We start from the raw sequence: 20,538 nt of genomic DNA, 5'->3' as shown, positions 1-20,538 counted from the left end.
ATAATTTAAGAAATTGAAAATAATATGGTTAATAAATAGTATATTTAATATTAAATTTTTACCAAAACTTTAATTTTGAAAGAATTCCTTTTTTTTCTTCTTTATCTTCATTCTCTTTCTTATTATCTTTATTTTCCTTATTTTCCTTATTTTCCTTATTTTTTTCAATTTCTTTATTTACGCCTTGTTTTTTATTTTCATCTTTTTTATCTTCGTCAGATTTTTTAACAATCGGTGTCGCACATTTCATATAACTATCCATAGATATCCTTAAGACGTGGGTACCGTAGCAAGGTTTTGTATATGGAAATAGCACATTATCATCATTAAAACCCATATATATCGGAGGAACGCCTATAATCATTACTCCATCCAATATTTCATCCCCTGGGTTTATTTCAACAATTGATTTACTATTTTCACGAATATACTCATTACATTCTTTAAAAGAACCTTTTAAAAGTATTTCATAGTGATATTGGTCAATACAAGATGCCATCTAATCCCCTATTTTGTTTTATTACTTTATTATATAATTTGTTAATATATAAATTCTTTTAAATTAAGATAAAAATACAACAACATAATAATTTAAAAATTAAAAAAGTGGTAGTATATGAGTTAATTAATAATATATTTTTAACTTAGCATTTTATTATTTTATTTTTATTATTTTTTTATTATTTTAAAATATTCTTATTTTATTACAGATAATGTTTATTAGAAGTCTTCGCAAAGTTTTGAGAAGTATTCGTACGGGTGGTCACAAGATGGACATTCTTCAGGAGGTGTTAAGCCTTCGTGTACGTATCCACACTTTTTACACACCCAAACAGTTTTTTCATCTCTTTTGAATACTTGTGCATTGTTTATGAGGTTTAAAAGTTTTCTGTACAATTCTTCATGGTGCTTTTCTGCAATAATAATTGCTCTCATTCTGTCTGCAATTTCAGGGTAACCTTCTTCATCTGCAATTTTAGCAATTTTTGGGTATAACTCACTGTTTTCAAAATGTTCCCCGTGTATTGAAGCAGTTAAGTTTTCAACTGTAGTTCCAAATGTTGTAGGTATTCCTACTTCTTCGCTAAGTTCTAAATAGGTTTCATCTGGCTTTTTTAACCCATTTATCATTTTAAACATCCACTTAGCATGTTGTAATTCTTGTTCAGCAGTTTTTAAAAATAAATCCCCTATTTGCTGGTAGCCTTCGCCAATGGCGATTTTGGAATAAAACGTATATCTATTTCTTGCTTGACATTCGCCGGCGTAAGCCATTGCTAAATATTTTATAATTTCCATAATTCACCCCTTATGGTAATTTAAATACTATTTTCTACTATTACTTACTTATTTTTATTTATTTTATTTATTTTATTTATTTTATTTATTTTATTTATTTTATTTATTTTATTTTTACTTATTTTTATTTATTTTTATTTATTTTTACTTATTTTTACTTATTTTTACTTATTTTTATTTATTTTATTTTTACTTATTTTTCAATAGATAATATTCATTTATAATTTTGTAATTTTTAATACATATATGTTTTCAAAAGTTTCAAAACTCAACTAATATATTATTTAGTAAATCAATAATTATATGGGGACAAATTATAGTTTAGGGGGTATAATTATGAATTTAAAGAATTTAATATCATTATCCTGTGTATTAACAATATTATTGTTGGCGATTCCAGCAATAGTGGGGGAAAATCAAAGTCAAAGTCAAAATGAAAGTTGTAATGAAACGCAAAACGAAACGAATACGCAAATGATGGAATATGAAATAAGCAAATCCGAATACTTGCAGAAAACTCGCATTAATCCTACGATGAAACCCATAGAAGATGCAAATTTTGAAGGGCTATATAATTTTACAAATATAAGAGGTTATTTATCACAAAAAGCTTACATTATGTCGAATTATACATTTAACTACTACATTACGGGTGTCTATGATGGAAATATCAGTGAAAATGACACTTTTAAAAAGGACTTATTACATTATTCTATGCTCTCATATATGTTTAATACAAATTATGATTCAGAGAGTTTCATAAAAGGTTTGAGATTTCAGGCTGATTTAAGACCTAATAAACCATATTGTATAACCAATAGAACTATTGAATGTAATATGTGTAATAAAACAAATAATACATCAAATAATACATCAAATAATACAATTAATTCTGAAAATGGGCAAGAACACGGGTTCGAAAATACAAGTAAAAGTTTAAAGGCATTGCCCTCTTCAGATACTAATTCTTCACTATTTGCTAGTGGGCAATATAAAATAATAGATGTTTCGGGCTATTGTGGTAAGCTAAACGAATCAAGAATACCAGAATCTTTAACCCTAAATTTAAGGTCTAATATAATAAAAGAGGATGAAGCATTATCTATATACGGCAGAACAACAGGAAATCCAGATAAATTATATATAAACATTTCAAATCAAAACATGGATAGAGAAATTTATTATAAAGTACCCATTACAAATAATAATTACGATGAAAATTTGGCTGTAAATACATTACCCTTTGGGGACTATATGATAACAGCAATGTTACCATTAGGGATTTATAAGGTTTCAAAGTTTAAAAAGGTAATAAATATCGAAACAGGGTATTATTTAGGTACTTACAATAATGAAAATGACAATATGTATTCTGAATACCAGAGTAGCGAATCAAAAATGTCTAATGATTCCATAATTGAATATTACGAACCAGATTATGAAAATTTAACATATAATCCTTCAATACACTATTTAAAAAATTATACTTGGAATTATGGTTCAGAAAATCATACGATAGAATTGATAATTCCTAAAGTGATGTATACATATTACCAAAGTAAACCACATAATCAAGAATCCAATTATGTGCAATATGCTTTATCCGATAACGATAGAAAATTTGTGAAATATCTGTCAAGTAAATTTAATAAAATAGCCATTGAGAATAATTATTCAGAATATGATACGGTACTTTTAGTATCCACTTTTGTTCAATCTTTGAAATATACCTCGGATAACGTTACAACCGGTTACGACGAATACCCGAGGTATCCTGTAGAAACTTTAGTTGATGAAGGTGGCGATTGTGAGGATACTTCGATAATTATATCTGCCATTTTAAACGATTTGGGTTACGATGTTATGGTAATAGAATTTAGGGATCATATGGGCGTAGCTATAAAGTGTAATGGTATGTATACAGGTACTTATTACACCTACAAAAATAACCGATATTATTACGTAGAGACAACCGGCGAAAATTGGAACATTGGCGAATTACCTGAAAAGTACCGGGAAGAAGATGCACTAGTAATTCCTTTAGTACAAATCCCACGTATGAACTTTGATTTCTATGCGAATCTCACAAAAACAGATAATTTATACGTTTACTATAACTTAGTATGTGACATTGAAAATGTAGGTTCAGGAACTGCGGAAAATCCTGAATTATACATAATGGTGTATAATAGTGATAATGAGCTTTTAGAAGATTACCATTTGTACCTAAACAATGATTATCCTGAAGATAGCAAAGGTTATGCAATATTGAATATAAAAGTTCCAAAATACAATAAGGCATATTTAAAGTGTATATTGTATGGAAATAATTTTGAGCCTGTGGTTTTATATTCGAATGAATTTAGAACCTAATTCATAAATTAATATTTAATACTTAATAGAAATTAAATCGGTATTAAATTATTATTATTATTAAATAGAAATTAAATAGAAATTAAATAGAAATATTAACATTTTTAAAATAGCCATTTTTAATTTTTTTAATTTGTGTTTAAAAAAGAAAAAAGAAAAAAGTTGTTGTTGTGTTGTTGTTTGACAAGTAGTATTAAATTAAAAAAATTTAATACACATAATATTTTATTCTATATTATTTATATAATTTATTATTTTAGGCATATTTGGGCATTTTTATGTATTTTATGTATTTTAAGTATTTTTTAATAGTATTAAAGTTTTTTTACTTTCGGTTTTAAAATTTATGGAGTATGTATTTATTTAAAATTTAAAATTTAATTATCTTCTGATTTAGATTTCTTTTTTGGTCTGTATACTTTTAAGTAGTATACGCCACCCGCCAGAACCACCACTACAACTAAAATCGGTAGCAAGTAAGAACCGGCAGGCTTTTGGACATGTACTTTAAGTGTCTTTTGGCTTACATATACATCTTCGTCCCCTAATTCGTGATCCCCTACAGAACGAACTTCTAAGTTAATTAAATAATCTTTAATGGCTGCACTAGCTTCTGTATCAATTACCAATCTACCAGTACCATTTTCTAAGATTTCTAAAGTCCCTATGTCATCAGTTTTTTCTTCATAATCGAAAGGCTGTGCTGAATTCTTTATGGCAGTTATTTTAACTTTTTCAGCTTTTTCAGTACCTACGTTTTTCAAGGTAACTAAAATTTCAGTCTGTCTTCCAGCATATATTGTGAAGTCATTATTTAATATTTCAAGTTCCGGTTTAGTTTTTACAAGTACCGTTACATTTTCATTTTCCACATGCTCTTTATTGTACGCATCTAAGTACGTAATTTCAAGAGGTATATCATAAGTTTGAGCATCTGCATGTTTGTTTAAATCAACGTAAAATATTGCAGTTTTTGTATCCCCACTATTTAAAATTCCTACGTTTTTAAAGTTTACATTACTTCCACTGTCACTGAATGGTTCGGAGGTTTTTAAGTTTAAATTTATGTTTTTAGCTTCACCGTGACCGTTGTTTGTAATGTCTACGCTTAATTTAATGTAATTTGTTCCAGGTTTTATTTCGTTAGGTTCTGTAATTACATTGGAGATACCTAAATTAACATCTCCTTCTACAATTACTCCAAATTCAATTGTTTCGTTATGTTTTGTACCATCTTCATCGGTCCAAACTAAAGTTACTGGCACGATATATGAACCTTCTGTAGTTTTTGAATCAGCGTGTAAATTTAAAACTACCTCAGTACTTCCAAATGGTTCTAATACTTTTACATTATATTTTACCCCGCCAACAGGGTTTATGTATGCGGAACTTCCCACTAAAACGTCAATATCTTTTGCAATTCCTGTACCAACGTTTTTAATTATTATGGGGTATTCCATATTTGAAGCAGGAATCAATTGAACATCTTCTGAGGTTAATTCAAAGTCTGCTTCTCCTTTAACTGGTAAGTAATATTCTCTTTCTCTTGATTCGTGTGTCGGATATTTATCGTCTACATCATCATAGATGTCATACGTATATTTTACCTTAATTTTAAAGTCATTAGTTTGAGCATTTTTATCAATATTTATTTTAAAGTGTGCTAAATCCGATTCACCTTTATTTAAATTGGATATTGTGTAAATTCCCTTTGTAGGGTTAGTTTGTTTTATCTCTATTGGATACCCATCTTCCAACTCTACGATTAAATTTTTAACTATCCTGTCGTTTCCTTCATCGTTTGTAAATTTAATCCAAATGTCCGCGTCATCCCCCGGTTTTATAACTGATGGATTGTATTGCGGGTCATCTATCTGAAGAGCGCTTACTCCTGAGATAGCAGTTAGCGTGAGTATTAAACCCAAAAGTGATAATTTAAGAATTTTATTATTCATAAATTCACCTAACTTTACTAATTTACTTTTGTAAATAAATTTTAATCTTATTTTATAGTTATTTTAATCTTATTTTATAGTTATTTTATAGATTATATTTTCAATTTTCAATAGTTTTTTCAATAGTTAATTTATTTTCAATAGTTAATCTTCTTTAAGTATTTTATTTTTTAAGAATTTTAGTCCATTTAATAATTTTGGCGTGTGTTTTTCATCTATCACAATCAATGCAGGTAATAAAATAATTACCACAATCATACTGAATGCAATACCTAATGCACATGTAATCCCCATGTTAGCCATCATTGGCAATGGAGCTATTGTAAGAGCTGCAAAACCTGCCACAGTCGTTGCAGTAGTTACCAATACAGCACTACCGGTGGATACAACCGCAGTTTCAATTGATTTTTCAAGTGAGTTTCCAAGTTTCATTTCTTCCTTATATCTGTGGTAAAGGTGTATACCATAGTCAATACCTAAACCAAGCAATAAAGATGAAACTAATGAGCTCGCCATATCTCTTGGTATGTTTAAGATACCCATAGAACCCTGTGACCATATTACTGCTATAACAACTGGTATAAGGGGCAATAATGATTTTATTGGGCTTTTAAAGTATAGTAATAATATAAGGAATATGATAACCATCGCAAATACTGATGTGACTACCATTCCTTCGTCCATCAACTGATTCATTGTTTCGCTAATCGCAGGGGAGCCTGTAACAACTGCTACAGTTCCAGGTGGTAATGGAGCTTCTTTAACTCTATCCATTAAATCCCTTGCAAGTTCTTTTTGTCTAGCGGAATCTGCATTCGTATTTGCAGAAATTAATATCATCGTGTAGTCATTACCGAATACTTTTGATTTAGAGTCTTCAGGTAATTCCTTAAGGATATTTTTAACCGTTTGAATATCATTCGGTATTATTCCACCATTTTTTTGAATAATGACATCAGAAGTAGCTGAAACTCTCGTAATAGAATCCATAGTTTCTATGTCTTTAATTATATAATCGACAGCGTGTAAAACTTCGGGGTCTCGGATATCATTTACCCGATTAGAGTTATCCGATGGTGTCAGTTTAACTGCAACGTTTATGACACTACTACCGCCAAATTTATCCCTCACATCATCAAGTGCTTGTATGACGGGGTTATCATCTGGTAGCATTGATTCATAGCCCGTTTCAGTCTTGACATTTCCTGCCATGATGCTCATAAAAACTGTTATAAGCATTACGATAGCAACAACCAAGAACGGTCTCTTTTCCGAAATATGGGCTATCTTGCCAAGTACTTTTTTTATCATTTAATCACCAATATCAAATGTGATATTGTAATACCTACCAGTAGGTATGTGTATTATCTACTATATAAACCTACCGACCTTCCGGTATGTAAAACTGTCCCATATATTAAATTTTAAATTTTGCGTAAATTTTAAAGTTTATTTTAAAGTTTGCTAATGAAACAGATTACAAAATAGTATGTACTAATAGATATACTTTTGACAATTTAATTTAATCCAAAACATATTAATACAATTCTACCCAACATTAGCAGGGTTTATTACGAAATTAAAATAAAATACAATAATACATCAATAAAAATAAAATAATATACTATAATATAATATACTATAATATAATATAATATAATATAAAGATAAAAAAGATAATTAAAAGAATACATATGCTAATTGTAAGTTATCTAATTATATTTTTAGAAAATTATTTGATTTTTATATAGTCCCATAATTCAGTTGCAAATTCATTTTTTAATTCGCTAACATATTTCTCAATATCGGGTCGGTTTGATTCGTGTCTTAAACCCGTAACCACTGAAAATAACTTTATTGTGAATTTCACAGGATCAATATCTGATTTAACTTGACCTTCTTTCTGAGCTTCAATAAATTTATATTCCACTATTTTGTGAAGTTCATTATATTTACTATCAATTTCTTTAAATGATTTAGGAGTTTTCTCCAAATAATCAATAAAAAGTTTTAAATATTTGTATTTATCCCTAAGAGTTTTTGGTTCTTCATATTCTTCTTCTAAATTCAAAGCTATCTCAATAACTCTTTTAAAAGATTTTTCTTTTTTTACATCTTCTACCAATGGGTCAAATAACTTTGAAAAAATATATTCTATAACTGCATCATGCAATTTTTCTTTACTACTGTAGTAATGATAAATGCCTCCTTTTGTAATTCCTGAAGATTTTGCAATCTCGTTTAAGGAAGTTCTATCATAACCATTGTTTAAAAATAATTCTGTAGCATTTTGTAGTATTAGTTCTCTTGTATCTATATTCTGATCTTTTTCTAATTTAATATTATTCATGCCTATCTACCTACCGTCCGGTATGTATCTATATGTTAGTACTATTATATAATAGTTTCATATTCAATATTTCAAAATAATATTATATTCCAATAAGATATTAAACTCTAAAAAAATTAAAATAATAATTAAATAATAATTAAATAATAATTGTTATTTTAGATTATTCTAAATTATTTTCGATTAGTTTAGGTTAGTTTAGGTTAGTTTGGATTATATTATGGTATTTTAAATTTGAATTATGCCGAAAGTTTTTGCAACGATATATGCAATAAATACCAAATATACAAAGAACATCAAATATGCGTCTTTTTTTGTTACCTTTTTTTTCAACAAAAGTCCTGAGGTAGTCACCATTGAGAGTACTACAAAGGTTAAAACTCCTAAACTATCCGATGGATCGACAGGTAAAACCGTTCCCGCAATAATCATTGGTAAACCCAAACAAATGCAAATGTCAAATATGTTGGAGCCTATCGCATTAGCTATCGCACCGTCAGCATCCCCACGCTTAGCGGAATTGACAGATAATATCGTATCAGGTATTGATGTACAAGCAGCCACTATAATAACCGAGGTAATGAACACAGGTATGCTCAATATTCCCGATAGTGTAATTGCAGCTTGAACCAATCCATCAATAGCAAACCAAATTATAAAGATTCCCGCAGTTATCCAGAACATAATTTCTGAATAGGTCGTATCTTCTTCTAATTCACATTCTTCATCGCAATATTCCCCAGTTTGTATTAATTGTTGCATTTCTTTTTTATGAGCTTTATACTGTGAGTATAATACTACTACATACGCTAAATATATAGCTATTAAAATATAGCCTGAAAAAGCAGTATATTGTCCCTGCAATGTGAAAAATATCAAAGCACCAATGGATAATACGTAGAATAATGTATCTCTTAAAATTGTTTTTCTCTCAACACTAATCGTATCGTTATCACTATTGTTATTATTTTTACTGTTTTTACTATTTACAGCAGCTTTATAGAAGAATATTGAGAACATTGGTATGATTAATATGTTAAAAATAGCAGAACCTGCTACCGTTGATAAACCAACATCTGAAAATTGGTTGTATACTAAAACTGCAACTAATGCAGTTACTAATTCAGGAAATGAGGAACTTACTGCATCGAAAGTTGCACCTCTAACTGAATCTGGAATATGTAATTTAACACCTAACGTATGCAAACTATCGCCGAGTTTTGAAGAGCCCCAGTTTATAACAAGGGTTAAAATTACCAAAGCCATTAAAGAAGATGGTAAGTCAGTAATTATATTTTCAAACATTTAATCCTCTCGCAAATTAAGTAATTAATTAACTTAAATAAACATTTTAACTATTTTATTCTAAATGTTTTAGATATTTTAATAAATTGTTTTTATTCTAAAGTATTACACTATAATAAAATTATACTATTAAAACATTATTAATAATTACTATAAATTCTTTATAAAATTGAATATTAACATTGTTAACATTGCAATATAAATCTAAAAATAACTTGTTTTAAAAAAGTATGAGAATATAAAAGTATAAAATTAGGTTATTATACGAATATACCCAATTATTTGCTGATAACTCTTGTGATTTTGTATCTACCCATAGCTTCGAAGTATTCTACTTCTACACCGCTTTCAATACCTGGAACATCTGAAGGCATGTCTAATTCTAATGTTTCGTATGTTTCTAAGTCCATTAATTGAACTTGGTCTTCTCCAACGAGTGCTAAAATTTGTCCTTTTCTTTTGTCAATAAGTGGTACGTCGATTCTTGAGCTTGCAGGTCCAACGTGTTCTTTTTTGGTAGGTTCAAAGATACCCATAGCGGTTAATCTTACTTTTGCACCACCGTGTTTACCAGGTTTTGAGTGAGCAGTACCTACAACTCTACATGCTACACCGTCAATAACTACGTATTGTCCTTCTTTCAATGCTCCCAATTCAGATGGTTTTGTTCCAGCCATATTTTCACCTTAATAGTGTTTATTTTTGATTAATTGTATTTTTACGTATTTTATTACAGTTTCTATATTTTTTGATAGATGTATCTACCAGTGTTTTCTTATTATCATAAAAGAGCCAACATATCCGTGTATATTTATAAATCAACAATAGTTAGCCCCTAAGAAGCTTACTTTAGTCAATCTACTTATAAACGCATAAGATAGTCAAGCTATTGAAATGCAAATCATTTCAAATAATGAGTGTGCAACGAATTCATTTATCTTTATTAATTATTGATTAATAATGTACTTATTAATAAATTATTACCTAATAAAGCTCGTTGAATTTTTAAAAGCAAATATTATTAAAAGACTCTTATTTGATTAATTTTTTAACTTTTTTACTATATAATATTTTATAATATTTATATGTAACTATCTTATTTTTACTTGTGATTAGATATTCACTATATTTACTAAAATATTTGGCAAAGAGTGAAATTTTATAAAAATAGGTGGATTTTTGGTATCAAATTATTTTTAAATATTCCTAAAGTTAAAAATAGTTAGGGGGTAAATTTTACTAGTATTTGATATATTAAGTACGTATCGGTTATTAATTTCTATTTATTAGATTAATACGCAAGATTTGCGCCATTATGCAAATTAATATGCAATAACTGTGTACAACACTATTATAATACATATAGTAATTTTTTAATTATATTTTTAATTATATTTTTAATTATATATGGTTTAATTATTTTAGTATATAATTAGTTATATTATATATTCCATAGAAATTTTACACTTGCCACTATCACACAATTCTTTCAAATTTTCAAAGCCATTTTCATCAAATTCTTTGATTTTATTAATTTTACAAACTATTTTTATCAAATAATTAGCAATGTGATTTAATATTTGGAATTTATGAGTTTGGGGGGTGTTTTCTATAAATTTTCCAGATATAATATAATGAGTATTTTCTTCAACCTTTTTATACTCCAATATTTTTGAAGTGTGGCTTGTTTCATCCGTTAAGCCTTCGAAGGTCTCTAAATAATATAAAGCATATTTATTGCTCTTAGAAACTTTGAAATCTGTAATATGACCTTTATAGAGCAAGGACAAGTTTTCAAATAATTTCATGCAACTTGCAATTTTGGTCATTAATTCAGAAAAGTATTCTTTAATTTCAGGATTTCGTATGATACATTCTACAAAAGTATCGTATTTGTCTATTAAACCTAAATAATAATCTGTTTCTACAATATCTAACCTATATTGCATTATAGTCCACCTATCTAATTTAATAGCTATGATTTAAGATTACGGACACGTTTATAGCCATATTTAGATATATGCTATTTGGGGGTGTCATTTCTATTTTCTATTTTGCAATTAAAATTTGGCATCATATAACAAATAACCAAATAGTTAATTGCATATTTGATACTTAATTTATGGGACATCTAGCTAATTTATTTCTATTTCTAAGTTATTTTCAATTCAATTTACCGATACATAAGACCGATATTTCCGTTTGTGGATGATATTGTCAGAATTTAGGGGTAAGTTACCATATTTATTAAAAAATATGCGGAATTGAAAGTATTATTATGTATTGTTATTTATCTATATATAATTTATTGATTTAACGGATTATATCCTTGGATTTTGGTTGTAACTAATATACAATATATATTTTTAGCTATAAATGTCGATATGATGAGAATTTATAAAATAAATGGGTCTACTACATTATTACTATATTTTACCAACAAATAAACAAAATAGTTTGATACCTATCTTATTAAAATAAATTGATATAATAACTAAAAATAAGAGAATAAACGAATAAATAAAAGAATAAAATAATAAAAGAATAAAAGAATAAACGAATAAAATAATAAAAGAATAAAAGAATAACAAGTAATATTAAAAAATTAAAAAGAAGATTATTTAATATATTTATTTACAAAAGCAGGATAATATATCTTTTTCAGTGATAATACCCACTATTTTTTCAGGATTTTCAGAATCTACAATAGGAATTGCTCCGAAATTGTTGTTTAATATTAAGTCAACCGCTTCCATGATGCTATTTTCTGGATTCAATGTTTTAACATCCTTGTTCATAAGTTCGCTAATTCTTGTATCCGTTATTTCTTCAATATTTCCTGTTTTAAGTTTTTCAAATGCCCAATCACTACCAATTAGCTTTATGAAGTCCGTAGATGTAATAATTCCTTTTAAATTACCCTCTGAAGCCACAGGGAGTCTTCTAAATCCATTTCTTAACATTACCTTTGCTACGTCACCTAAAGTTTGACCTAAGGATGCCAATACAGGATTTTCAGTCATACAATCTTTAATTTTTAAGTTTTTATCTAATTTATCTTTTAATTTTAATAATAAATCTCGCTCTGTAACCAAAGTTATCAATATGTCCTCTTTTGTAACAATTGGTAAACCACCGTATCTTTCAACGAATAAAGAAACTAATTCTTTTGTTAATGCTGTTTCTTTAACACTTATCGGGTCTTCTGTCATTATTTCCTTAATTGGTTCATTTATCATCGCGTAAAAGTTTCCATTGTGTTTGGATTTAACCAAGTTATATTTTGAACCGCCACCAAATAGATTAACTATGTCCGTATTTGTTAAAACACCTACTAGTCTATTGGTTCCTGCATCAACAACCGTTACTCTTCTTATATTTTTATTATTCATGATGGTCAATGCGTCTATTATAGATGTGGTAGGGAATAATTTAATTATTTGTTTTTCAGGGTTAATTACGGAAGTTATTTTCAAAATATCCCTCTAATCTTCATTGGTTATGCGTTACATTTTTTTATTAAAATGTATGTAATAATTAATTTTAATGAGTAAATTGGGTAATTAACTAACTAAATAATTAGCCAAATGACTAATTCGATATGTTGGTAGCATATAAAAAATTAAAATGTAAATTATTTATTGAATTTAGTATATTTATTGAATTATTGATTTTTATGTTAGTAATTATTCTTTTAAATCTTCATTTTGGTATTCTTCGTATTCTTCGTAATCTTCATAATTTTCAGAATACTTTTCATATTCGTTCATTTCTTCTTCTTTGCTTTGGAATCCACTTTCTAAACAGTTTCTACATACGTATTTACCATTTACAAAGTTTACACTGTCTTGAGCTCCACAAACTTCGCAAATACCATTCATTTCTTCTTTTTTTACGAAATCATATTCATTTTCATTAGTGTGGATTATCGAAGCTTCCAAAAGTAAGTTAAATAACTCTGGCGAAACTTTTGTTATATCACTAACTGTGATAATGCCCAATAATTTGTCTCCATCGATAACAGGTAATCTTTTAACTGTTAATTCGTCCATTTTTTTAGCTGCATCCATAACTGTGGATCTTGGAGAGATAGATATCAATTTTTTAGAGCTTATTATTTCCCTAACTGTTATTTCTTTTGATTTTAAGTTTCTAGCAACTACGTTTAAAACTAAATCTTTTTCAGTAATTATTCCTACAGGTTTTTGTAAATCGTTGAGAGCAATTAAACAACCGATTCCGTGTTCTTTTAGTGTATTGGCCACTTCATATAGTGTAGTATCCAACCCTACGGTTTTTACAGGAGCACTCATTGCTTCCGTAACTGAAACTTCGAGATTCATAGTATCACCGATTGGTAATTATATTTATTTAATTAAATAATACTAAAATACTAATAAATTTATATAAATATTGCTTATTAGGAATATTAATGATTTTAAGTATCACTTAAAGAAATAATTTTATATATTAATTTAATTAATTTATGACGTTATTGTTTTATATAATTTTTTATTTGATTTTAGATATTCGAATAATTATTGCTTTTTTTTAGATTAAAAGGAATTAACTTACTATTTTAATATTTTAAAAAAGAGTATGCAATTTTAATATTACCATTGCCATATAATATGGAATAGGGATGAGACAGTACGGGACATAAAAAATTAAAAATAATAAAAATAATAAAATAATGTATAATGTAAAATTAAATATAAAAAATTAAAAATAAAAAAATTAAATAATATTTTAGGAGTCTATTTTTTGTTACTAATATTTACAAGGACTGTTTTTGCTTCGTGCTTTGGATTAAAGAACATATCTATATTTGCCAATAAGTTTATTTTCTCCTGGAATGATTGAGATACCTTTCTAGCCATCATTGTAGGTTCTATTGCACAATAAACGTATGGTTTTTTACCAAATTTGCTTTTTTTGATTTTTTTTCTAATTACGTAATCGTTTCGATACATTTCGACAATATAGTCTCTAACCGTAGATGAATATATATTGGTACCCTCAGCTATTTCTTCCACGGTACTTTCTGGACACATTCTTAAGAATATATATATTTTAGCCCTTACTTCGCTTGAAAATAGAGCAGATATTTTCTTTAATATGCTGGGATCAAACTCTTCTAAACTACAGACCCTACATTTTGATTTAAAGATTTCAAAATCTGAGGCATATATTTCACTAGAAATGTTTGAAATGCTTGTTTCATTTACATTTTGAATATTCTCGATATCATTTTTAGGTTCATTACATTCCTTGTTTATAGCTGTTTTTTCGTTTCGGTCGTGATTATTATATTCATTATTATTAAAATTACTAGGGGGGTCTATGCTTTTACTAAGATTACTTTCTGTGAACTCCTCTTTCGTCATTTTAGCCACTCCAACTTGCATTAATGCTATGATTTAGGTTAAGAATTAGACCCAAATACATAGATTAATTAGATACACAACTTTAATTTTTGATACATACTTATTTAAATTTACTACTAGTTTGTACGTAATAATATAATAAGTATTCTATCTACAATATATAAATATTATAAATAAGTATCAATATACTATGTACAACGTACTTTTTTTTCAAAATATCGTACATAATAATATTATTTACGCTATATTTATGAATATATCCTTACATTTTTAGAAGTTTAATTATCTATTAAGTATATAATTTAGCATTTTGTTTGTGGAGTATATATTATGTCGTAATAATTTACTCCTAAAATATGGGACTATTTTAAAAAGAACAACAATTTGAAACTATAAAAAAATAATAAAGTGTATTAAAAAAAATAAGAATAAATTAAAGTAAAATAGAATAAAATAATATAAAAAAGAAAATTAAAAAATTATTTTGATACTACACTAAAATATAATAAAATATAATAGAATATAATAGAATATACAATTAAGTATCAACGAATTACTTCCATAATTCTAATTCTCTTCTTTTTACACTTTGTCTGTGTCTTTCAAGGAATTTGTACATCTTAGCGTGTGAAGTACCTTTTAATATCATTTCTATAGCATCTTTTGATATCTGAACTTGTTCAAATTCTCCCAAGATAGAAACAGTTTTACCATAAACTGAAATGTAAGTTCCAGTTAATTCTTCAATATATCTTCTAGATTTTCCACCACTGCCGATTATCCTACCTTTTAATCTCATCATAGCCTTTTCTGAATTTGCATATTCTGAAATATCCATTATTTCACACATGTATGTGTCAGAAAGTAATTTTAAAGATTTTTCTGGGCTAAATCCTCTACCGATAGCCTTTACAATGTCTCTAGCTTTCCATAAAGAAAGGGCATCTTTTTGTTCATCAGTTGAATATATTGTAACTTCCCCTTCTTCGTCTATTTCTATTTCAATACCAAGAGTTTCTTCTATTTTTTTCTTGGTATCTCCACCTTTTCCAATTAAGACACCAGTTCTTTCTTTTGGAATTTTCACAACTTCGATATTTTCATAATCAAGCATATTTTCACCGTGTTTAGTCCTTATATGTGAATTTTTCGCATAGGTTCATAAGTTTAGTTGATTTTTACAATTTTTACAATTTTATATTTATTTACAGTTTATAATAATATACTCTTATAATTTTATAAATTAATATCTAATTTATAACTTTGTAATTTATTAAATTTGTATTTATAATATATAATATCATAGTATATGTAACTAAGTTTTTAAAAGCTTATTTATAGACATTATATAATATATATTTTTGCAATATTGACCAAATAAGCTAAATAAATTACAATGGTGAAATTATGGCTAAAAAATTATTTAATTCATACCGGGATATTCAAATTATGAATATTGATAATTCAAGTGCTCACGATTTTGGAAAAAACGTTACAATCGAGGAAATAGACAACCCTTTGGTAGAAATCGGAGAATATACCTACTATTCCGGCTACTATCACGGTCATTCATTTAGGGACTGTATCATGTACTTAGATGAACAAGACAAGGATAAAGATGTAGACAAACTAATAATCGGTAAGTTTTGTAGTATCGCGTCGGGTGTAAAATTTATAATGGGGGGCAATCAAGGACACCGTTATGATTATATTTCAGCTTATCCCCTATCTATCGTATCAAATAACCCCGTTGATTTAGATACTGAAGTCCCTGAAACTTTTGTAAAAAAAGGTGACACCATAATCGGTAACGACGTTTGGATAGGTGCCGAATCTCTCATCATGCCAGGCGTAAAAATTGGAGACGGTGCCGTAATCGGTACTAGAAGCCTCGTAACCAAAGATGTAGCACCATACTCGATTGTAGGCGGTTGCCCTGCAAAGGTAATTAAAAAAAGGTTCAGCGATGAAAAAATAGAACTTTTATTAGATATAAAATGGTGGAATTGGGATATCGAAAAAATAAGAGCTTCTATTCCCATATTAATGAGTGATAATTTTGAAGCATTAAACGGATTAGAAAAATTATAAAATAAAATAATAAAATAGTAAAATGCTAAAATAATAATATAATAAAATAATAATATAATAAAATAATAATATAATAAAATAATATATAATAAAATAAAGATAAAACAAAAATTTATTCCTTAGAATCAGTTGAAACAAATTTTAAAAATGTCTCTTCAGTTAATTCACTTAAATTAACTTCATCAATACTATTTTTTAAATCCTGTAAAGTTGCCATTTTAAAATCCACATATTCAAAACCCGGTGAAACCGTACAACCAACTAATGTATAGTCACCTAAAGGTTCGGCAGCAAACCATGTGTTTTTTGGCACTGTTATTTGGAAATTCTCACCCTTTTCTAAATTATTCCCCAATTTATTTGTCACAATTTTTCCATTTTGAATGGTGTAAATATTGAGTGAATTTCCCGCATAAAAATGCCAAGTTTCATCAGATTTTATCCTATGGAATTTTGAAACTTGCCCTTTTTCCAATAAATAATATATTGCAGTGCATAAATATCTATATTCTAAGTCTGTTTTTTCATTATCATTGCTAAAGTAGTCGGGAAGTTGAGTTATATGTATACATTCTGAAGATTGGTATATTCTTTTAAAATACCCACCTTCAATATGGGGTTCTAAGTCTAATTTATCAACCCAGTATTTTGAATTTTTTAAGTCATTACTCATTTTTTCACACTTATAAAAGTTTATATAGCATTATGCAATAGTATATTATACATTATAACGAATATTTATTTTAAATTAATTTATTATAAAATACTTGTGTATTGAATAATTTATATTTTAACACATTTTAAGTTATATATTTATATTTGGTATATCCATGTAGTAACTTAAACATTTTCAACAACTTCAAACAAGATAAAATTAGAATAACATGTACTATGTAATTTATAATATGAGATAAAAAAATAAATTAAAAATTAAAAAGTATGATACAACAATATAACATAATATTAATAATATTAATAATGGTGATAAGATGATTATCGAATTAAATGGAATTTATGGCGGTTTGAGATTTTCAGCAGCTCACATCGTGTTTGGACACGAAAGTTGCGGTGTAATTCACGGTCATTCATATTATATTGATGTTAAATTGTCAGGAGAACAAACAGGACAGTTTAATTTTGTATGCGATTTTAAAGTTATTAAAAACATTGTAAAAGAGCTTGCAAATGAAATGGACCATAAATTATTAGTTCCAAAATACCACCCTGAAGTAAAATACGAAATAAAAGACGATTACTTGTTTATGGAGTACAACCATAACGGAACGCTTAAAAAATATATGTTCCCTTGTTGTGACGTTTTAATGTTGCCTTTAAAATCCACAACTGCTGAAGAAATGTCAGAATACTTCGGAGAACACATTAAAAATGGTTTGGACAAGTTAGGGCTTTTGGGTAGTATAGAATGGATAGAAACAACTGTAAATGAAGGCATTGGACAAGGTGCAAGAAGTAACCTTCTCGTAAAATAATAAAGAAATAATAATAAAATAATTTAACCAATAATTTAATTAATCCTTAACATTTTTAATAAATAATTAGTATTTTTAATTAGAATTGCTAGTTATTTATCTTTGTTTACAATTGAATTTTAGCATTTAATACTATATGTTTAATATACTACAATAAATATACTACAATTGATATAATATGAAAAATATGAAAAATATGAAAAATATGAAAATTAAGAATTATTACATTTACTAATATTAATGTTGGTGATATTATGGCTGATGAAGTCAATTTATTCGATGAGTTTAAAGAACACTCAATATCCGAATTTTTTAGAAAAAACAAGCACATGTTAGGTTACAGTGGTAAATTAAGAAGTATGACCACCATCATACACGAATTGGTAACAAACAGCATGGATGCTTGCGAAGAAGCTGAAATATTGCCTGACATAAATGTAACAATCGAAAGATTGGGCAATGAATATTACAGGCTTATTGTAGAGGATAACGGTTCCGGTATACCTCCTAAATACGTACCAAAAGTATTTGGTAAGATGCTAGCAGGTTCAAAATTACACAGGCAAATCCAATCAAGAGGACAACAAGGTATTGGTGCAGCAGGTGTATTGTTATTTTCACAAATGACCACAGGAAAACCTTTAAAAATTACAACTTCAACCGGCGATGGTATTATCCACGAAATGGAGATACAAATGAGTATCTCTAAGAACGAAGGGGATGTAGTAAGCCACAAAACACGTGAAGGAATGTACAGGGGTACAAAGGTAGATGGTGAATTTAAAGACGTAACCTACAGTAGAAGAGAGCAAGGACCTTTCGAATACCTTAGGAGAATTAGTTTATCAACACCACACTCTAAAATAACTTTAAAAGACCCTGAAGAAGAAGTTTTATTTGATAGAACCGTTTATCAGGTTCCTGAAAAGCCAGAAGAAATGAAACCACACCCTCACGGTATAACAACCGATGAAATGTTACACATTGCAAGAGAAACAGAAAGTTCAAGACTTTCAAGTATGTTAAGCTCTGAATTATCAAGAGTAACTACTAAAAGAGTTAAAGAATTGGAATTATACATTTTAAGGGATAAATTATTGGAACAGTACAGAGATAGCTTTTTCTGGGACACCGTTATCGAATGTTATTTAAACGCTGATTTCAAGTACTACTTTGATAAATTTGGTAAATACTTGGATAAAAAAGAAATTGAAGAAGTAAACAATTTAATTTTGGGATTGCCTGAAGGTTTATCCGAATTAAAACAATACTACTTAAAATATATAATTACTGATTATTTATTCGGTAAATTGGATGAAGAAGAAATTAAAGAAATTAGAAACCAATTTAAAAAGAAACCAGAGAATTTTGTGGAATATGTAAGCAAACAGTACTTAAATGCTTCACAAATGGATGATTTCAGGAAAAAAATAAGATATATTACAAAAAGACCGGAAAGCTTTGTCAACTCATTGGTTGAATTTTCAATGGTTTCAGATGAAGAATTGGAAAAATACAAGAAAGGAATTAAGAAATTATTAAAAAGTGACCCTAAAAAAATTGATTGGAAAGAAGCTGAATTATTGGTTTCAGTTCTCCAAGATATGGACTTTATGGCACCATCTACAATAGGTTTAAGACCTATTGGTGACGAAAACATATTAAAGTCACTCGAAACACTTGAACCATCATTCTTAAAGACTTTAACAAGAAAACCTAAAACCTATAAAGGGGGAATTCCTTTCGCGGTTGAAGTTGGTATTGCATACGGCGGTAATTCAGGAAGACTTGGAGAAAGCGGTAGAAAAATGGAAATTATGAGAAATTCAAACCACGTACCGTTATTATTCGATACAACAGGTTGTGGTTTAACAAATGCTGTTAAAAGTGTTAATTGGAGAAGATATGGTTTAAGAAGCGACGAAGACGCACCAATAACCATATTTGTTAACTTAATCTCAACACACATACCATATACTTCAGCAGGTAAGCAAGCAATTTCAACTGGTACTGAGGATAATGAAGAGATATTTAACGAAATAAGACAAGCTTTAATGATTTGTGGTAGAGATTTAAACAACTACATTTCAAGAATCAGAAAAGCTAAAGAAGAAGAACAAAAGAGAAAATACGTTATGAAATATGCAATGGTATTCGCAGAAGGTTTATCAAGCATAACGCAGAAACCTAAAGATGAAATTGAGGAAAATATCATCTATTTGCTTAGATAATAATAAAATACTACTAAAATACTAATAAAATACTAATAATAATATATGAATTCTTTT

The 20,538-nt window shown here is 27.8% G+C and carries 17 protein-coding genes; 4 read left to right on the top strand and 13 right to left on the bottom strand.

Annotated elements, in window-relative coordinates:
• Positions 1-58: 58 nt before the first annotated feature.
• Entirely contained in the window at positions 59-499 is a 441-nt protein-coding gene (locus J2127_RS05945) for a DUF1894 domain-containing protein (protein WP_209732646.1), read from the bottom strand.
• Between the two features lie 221 nt (positions 500-720).
• The gene (gene rbr / locus J2127_RS05940) at positions 721-1,299 is read right to left on the bottom strand and encodes a rubrerythrin (protein WP_209732645.1); all 579 of its coding nucleotides are present in this window, start codon (positions 1,297-1,299) and stop codon (positions 721-723) included.
• Positions 1,300-1,635: 336 nt separating this feature from the next.
• Here rbr and J2127_RS05935 point away from each other — a divergent pair, with 336 nt between their 5' ends.
• Positions 1,636-3,672 carry a hypothetical protein gene (locus J2127_RS05935; RefSeq protein WP_209732644.1) on the top strand — a complete coding sequence of 679 codons (2,037 nt, stop codon included), beginning with the start codon at positions 1,636-1,638 and terminating at the stop codon, positions 3,670-3,672.
• Between the two features lie 377 nt (positions 3,673-4,049).
• Here the strand turns inward: J2127_RS05935 and J2127_RS05930 are convergent, their stop codons facing one another.
• The 10 genes from J2127_RS05930 to J2127_RS05885 form a co-directional block, all read right to left on the bottom strand.
• Positions 4,050-5,627 carry a COG1361 S-layer family protein gene (locus J2127_RS05930; protein WP_209732643.1) on the bottom strand — a complete coding sequence of 526 codons (1,578 nt, stop codon included), beginning with the start codon at positions 5,625-5,627 and terminating at the stop codon, positions 4,050-4,052.
• Positions 5,628-5,771: 144 nt separating this feature from the next.
• Positions 5,772-6,938, bottom strand: a complete 1,167-nt coding sequence (locus J2127_RS05925) for an efflux RND transporter permease subunit (protein ID WP_209732642.1) — start codon at positions 6,936-6,938, stop codon at positions 5,772-5,774.
• A gap of 421 nt (positions 6,939-7,359) precedes the next feature.
• Positions 7,360-7,977 (bottom strand): TetR/AcrR family transcriptional regulator, encoded by a 618-nt coding sequence (locus J2127_RS05920; RefSeq protein WP_209732641.1) that lies wholly within the window; start codon positions 7,975-7,977, stop codon positions 7,360-7,362.
• 228 nt (positions 7,978-8,205) lie between these two features.
• Positions 8,206-9,282, bottom strand: coding sequence for a sodium:calcium antiporter (locus J2127_RS05915; RefSeq protein ID WP_209732640.1), 1,077 nt, complete (start codon positions 9,280-9,282; stop codon positions 8,206-8,208).
• A 278-nt stretch (positions 9,283-9,560) separates the two neighbouring features.
• On the bottom strand, positions 9,561-9,959 hold the full coding sequence (locus J2127_RS05910; protein WP_209732639.1) for a translation initiation factor IF-5A: 399 nt from the start codon (positions 9,957-9,959) through the stop codon (positions 9,561-9,563).
• A 759-nt stretch (positions 9,960-10,718) separates the two neighbouring features.
• Positions 10,719-11,231, bottom strand: coding sequence for a hypothetical protein (locus J2127_RS05905; protein WP_209732638.1), 513 nt, complete (start codon positions 11,229-11,231; stop codon positions 10,719-10,721).
• 681 nt (positions 11,232-11,912) lie between these two features.
• Positions 11,913-12,758 carry a CBS domain-containing protein gene (locus J2127_RS05900; protein WP_209732637.1) on the bottom strand — a complete coding sequence of 282 codons (846 nt, stop codon included), beginning with the start codon at positions 12,756-12,758 and terminating at the stop codon, positions 11,913-11,915.
• Positions 12,759-12,968: 210 nt separating this feature from the next.
• Entirely contained in the window at positions 12,969-13,625 is a 657-nt protein-coding gene (locus J2127_RS05895) for a CBS domain-containing protein (RefSeq protein ID WP_209732636.1), read from the bottom strand.
• Between the two features lie 414 nt (positions 13,626-14,039).
• On the bottom strand, positions 14,040-14,669 hold the full coding sequence (locus J2127_RS05890) for a helix-turn-helix domain-containing protein (protein WP_209732635.1): 630 nt from the start codon (positions 14,667-14,669) through the stop codon (positions 14,040-14,042).
• A gap of 553 nt (positions 14,670-15,222) precedes the next feature.
• Positions 15,223-15,783 (bottom strand): KH domain-containing protein, encoded by a 561-nt coding sequence (locus J2127_RS05885; RefSeq protein WP_209732634.1) that lies wholly within the window; start codon positions 15,781-15,783, stop codon positions 15,223-15,225.
• A 341-nt stretch (positions 15,784-16,124) separates the two neighbouring features.
• Here J2127_RS05885 and J2127_RS05880 point away from each other — a divergent pair, with 341 nt between their 5' ends.
• On the top strand, positions 16,125-16,760 hold the full coding sequence (locus J2127_RS05880) for a CatB-related O-acetyltransferase (protein WP_432442928.1): 636 nt from the start codon (positions 16,125-16,127) through the stop codon (positions 16,758-16,760).
• Between the two features lie 112 nt (positions 16,761-16,872).
• Here the strand turns inward: J2127_RS05880 and J2127_RS05875 are convergent, their stop codons facing one another.
• Entirely contained in the window at positions 16,873-17,433 is a 561-nt protein-coding gene (locus J2127_RS05875) for a cupin domain-containing protein (protein ID WP_209732632.1), read from the bottom strand.
• A 316-nt stretch (positions 17,434-17,749) separates the two neighbouring features.
• On the opposite strand from J2127_RS05875, the gene J2127_RS05870 reads away from it, so the two are divergent.
• Together J2127_RS05870 and J2127_RS05865 are read left to right on the top strand one after the other, a co-directional pair.
• Positions 17,750-18,250 carry a 6-carboxytetrahydropterin synthase gene (locus tag J2127_RS05870; RefSeq protein ID WP_209732631.1) on the top strand — a complete coding sequence of 167 codons (501 nt, stop codon included), beginning with the start codon at positions 17,750-17,752 and terminating at the stop codon, positions 18,248-18,250.
• Positions 18,251-18,504: 254 nt separating this feature from the next.
• Positions 18,505-20,481, top strand: a complete 1,977-nt coding sequence (locus J2127_RS05865) for a DNA topoisomerase VI subunit B (protein ID WP_209732630.1) — start codon at positions 18,505-18,507, stop codon at positions 20,479-20,481.
• The last annotated feature ends 57 nt before the right edge of the window (positions 20,482-20,538 follow it).

The organism is Methanococcus voltae (genome assembly GCF_017875395.1).
Taxonomy (GTDB): domain Archaea; phylum AGJL01; class Methanococci; order Methanococcales; family Methanococcaceae; genus Methanococcus; species Methanococcus voltae_C.
This window is presented reverse-complemented; position numbering and strand designations above follow the sequence as displayed.

What these genes read in the sequence shown, in the direction of transcription:
- J2127_RS05925 (WP_209732642.1), bottom strand. Translation starts at nt 6,938, where the DNA reads ATGATAAAAAAAGTACTTGGCAAGATAGCCCATATTTCGGAAAAGAGA.
- J2127_RS05885 (WP_209732634.1), bottom strand. Translation starts at nt 15,783, where the DNA reads ATGCTTGATTATGAAAATATCGAAGTTGTGAAAATTCCAAAAGAAAGA.
- J2127_RS05935 (WP_209732644.1), top strand. Translation starts at nt 1,636, where the DNA reads ATGAATTTAAAGAATTTAATATCATTATCCTGTGTATTAACAATATTA.
- J2127_RS05945 (WP_209732646.1), bottom strand. Translation starts at nt 499, where the DNA reads ATGGCATCTTGTATTGACCAATATCACTATGAAATACTTTTAAAAGGT.
- J2127_RS05915 (WP_209732640.1), bottom strand. Translation starts at nt 9,282, where the DNA reads ATGTTTGAAAATATAATTACTGACTTACCATCTTCTTTAATGGCTTTG.
- J2127_RS05870 (WP_209732631.1), top strand. Translation starts at nt 17,750, where the DNA reads ATGATTATCGAATTAAATGGAATTTATGGCGGTTTGAGATTTTCAGCA.
- J2127_RS05930 (WP_209732643.1), bottom strand. Translation starts at nt 5,627, where the DNA reads ATGAATAATAAAATTCTTAAATTATCACTTTTGGGTTTAATACTCACG.
- J2127_RS05865 (WP_209732630.1), top strand. Translation starts at nt 18,505, where the DNA reads ATGGCTGATGAAGTCAATTTATTCGATGAGTTTAAAGAACACTCAATA.
- J2127_RS05910 (WP_209732639.1), bottom strand. Translation starts at nt 9,959, where the DNA reads ATGGCTGGAACAAAACCATCTGAATTGGGAGCATTGAAAGAAGGACAA.
- rbr (WP_209732645.1), bottom strand. Translation starts at nt 1,299, where the DNA reads ATGGAAATTATAAAATATTTAGCAATGGCTTACGCCGGCGAATGTCAA.
- J2127_RS05920 (WP_209732641.1), bottom strand. Translation starts at nt 7,977, where the DNA reads ATGAATAATATTAAATTAGAAAAAGATCAGAATATAGATACAAGAGAA.
- J2127_RS05895 (WP_209732636.1), bottom strand. Translation starts at nt 13,625, where the DNA reads ATGAATCTCGAAGTTTCAGTTACGGAAGCAATGAGTGCTCCTGTAAAA.
- J2127_RS05905 (WP_209732638.1), bottom strand. Translation starts at nt 11,231, where the DNA reads ATGCAATATAGGTTAGATATTGTAGAAACAGATTATTATTTAGGTTTA.
- J2127_RS05875 (WP_209732632.1), bottom strand. Translation starts at nt 17,433, where the DNA reads ATGAGTAATGACTTAAAAAATTCAAAATACTGGGTTGATAAATTAGAC.
- J2127_RS05890 (WP_209732635.1), bottom strand. Translation starts at nt 14,669, where the DNA reads ATGACGAAAGAGGAGTTCACAGAAAGTAATCTTAGTAAAAGCATAGAC.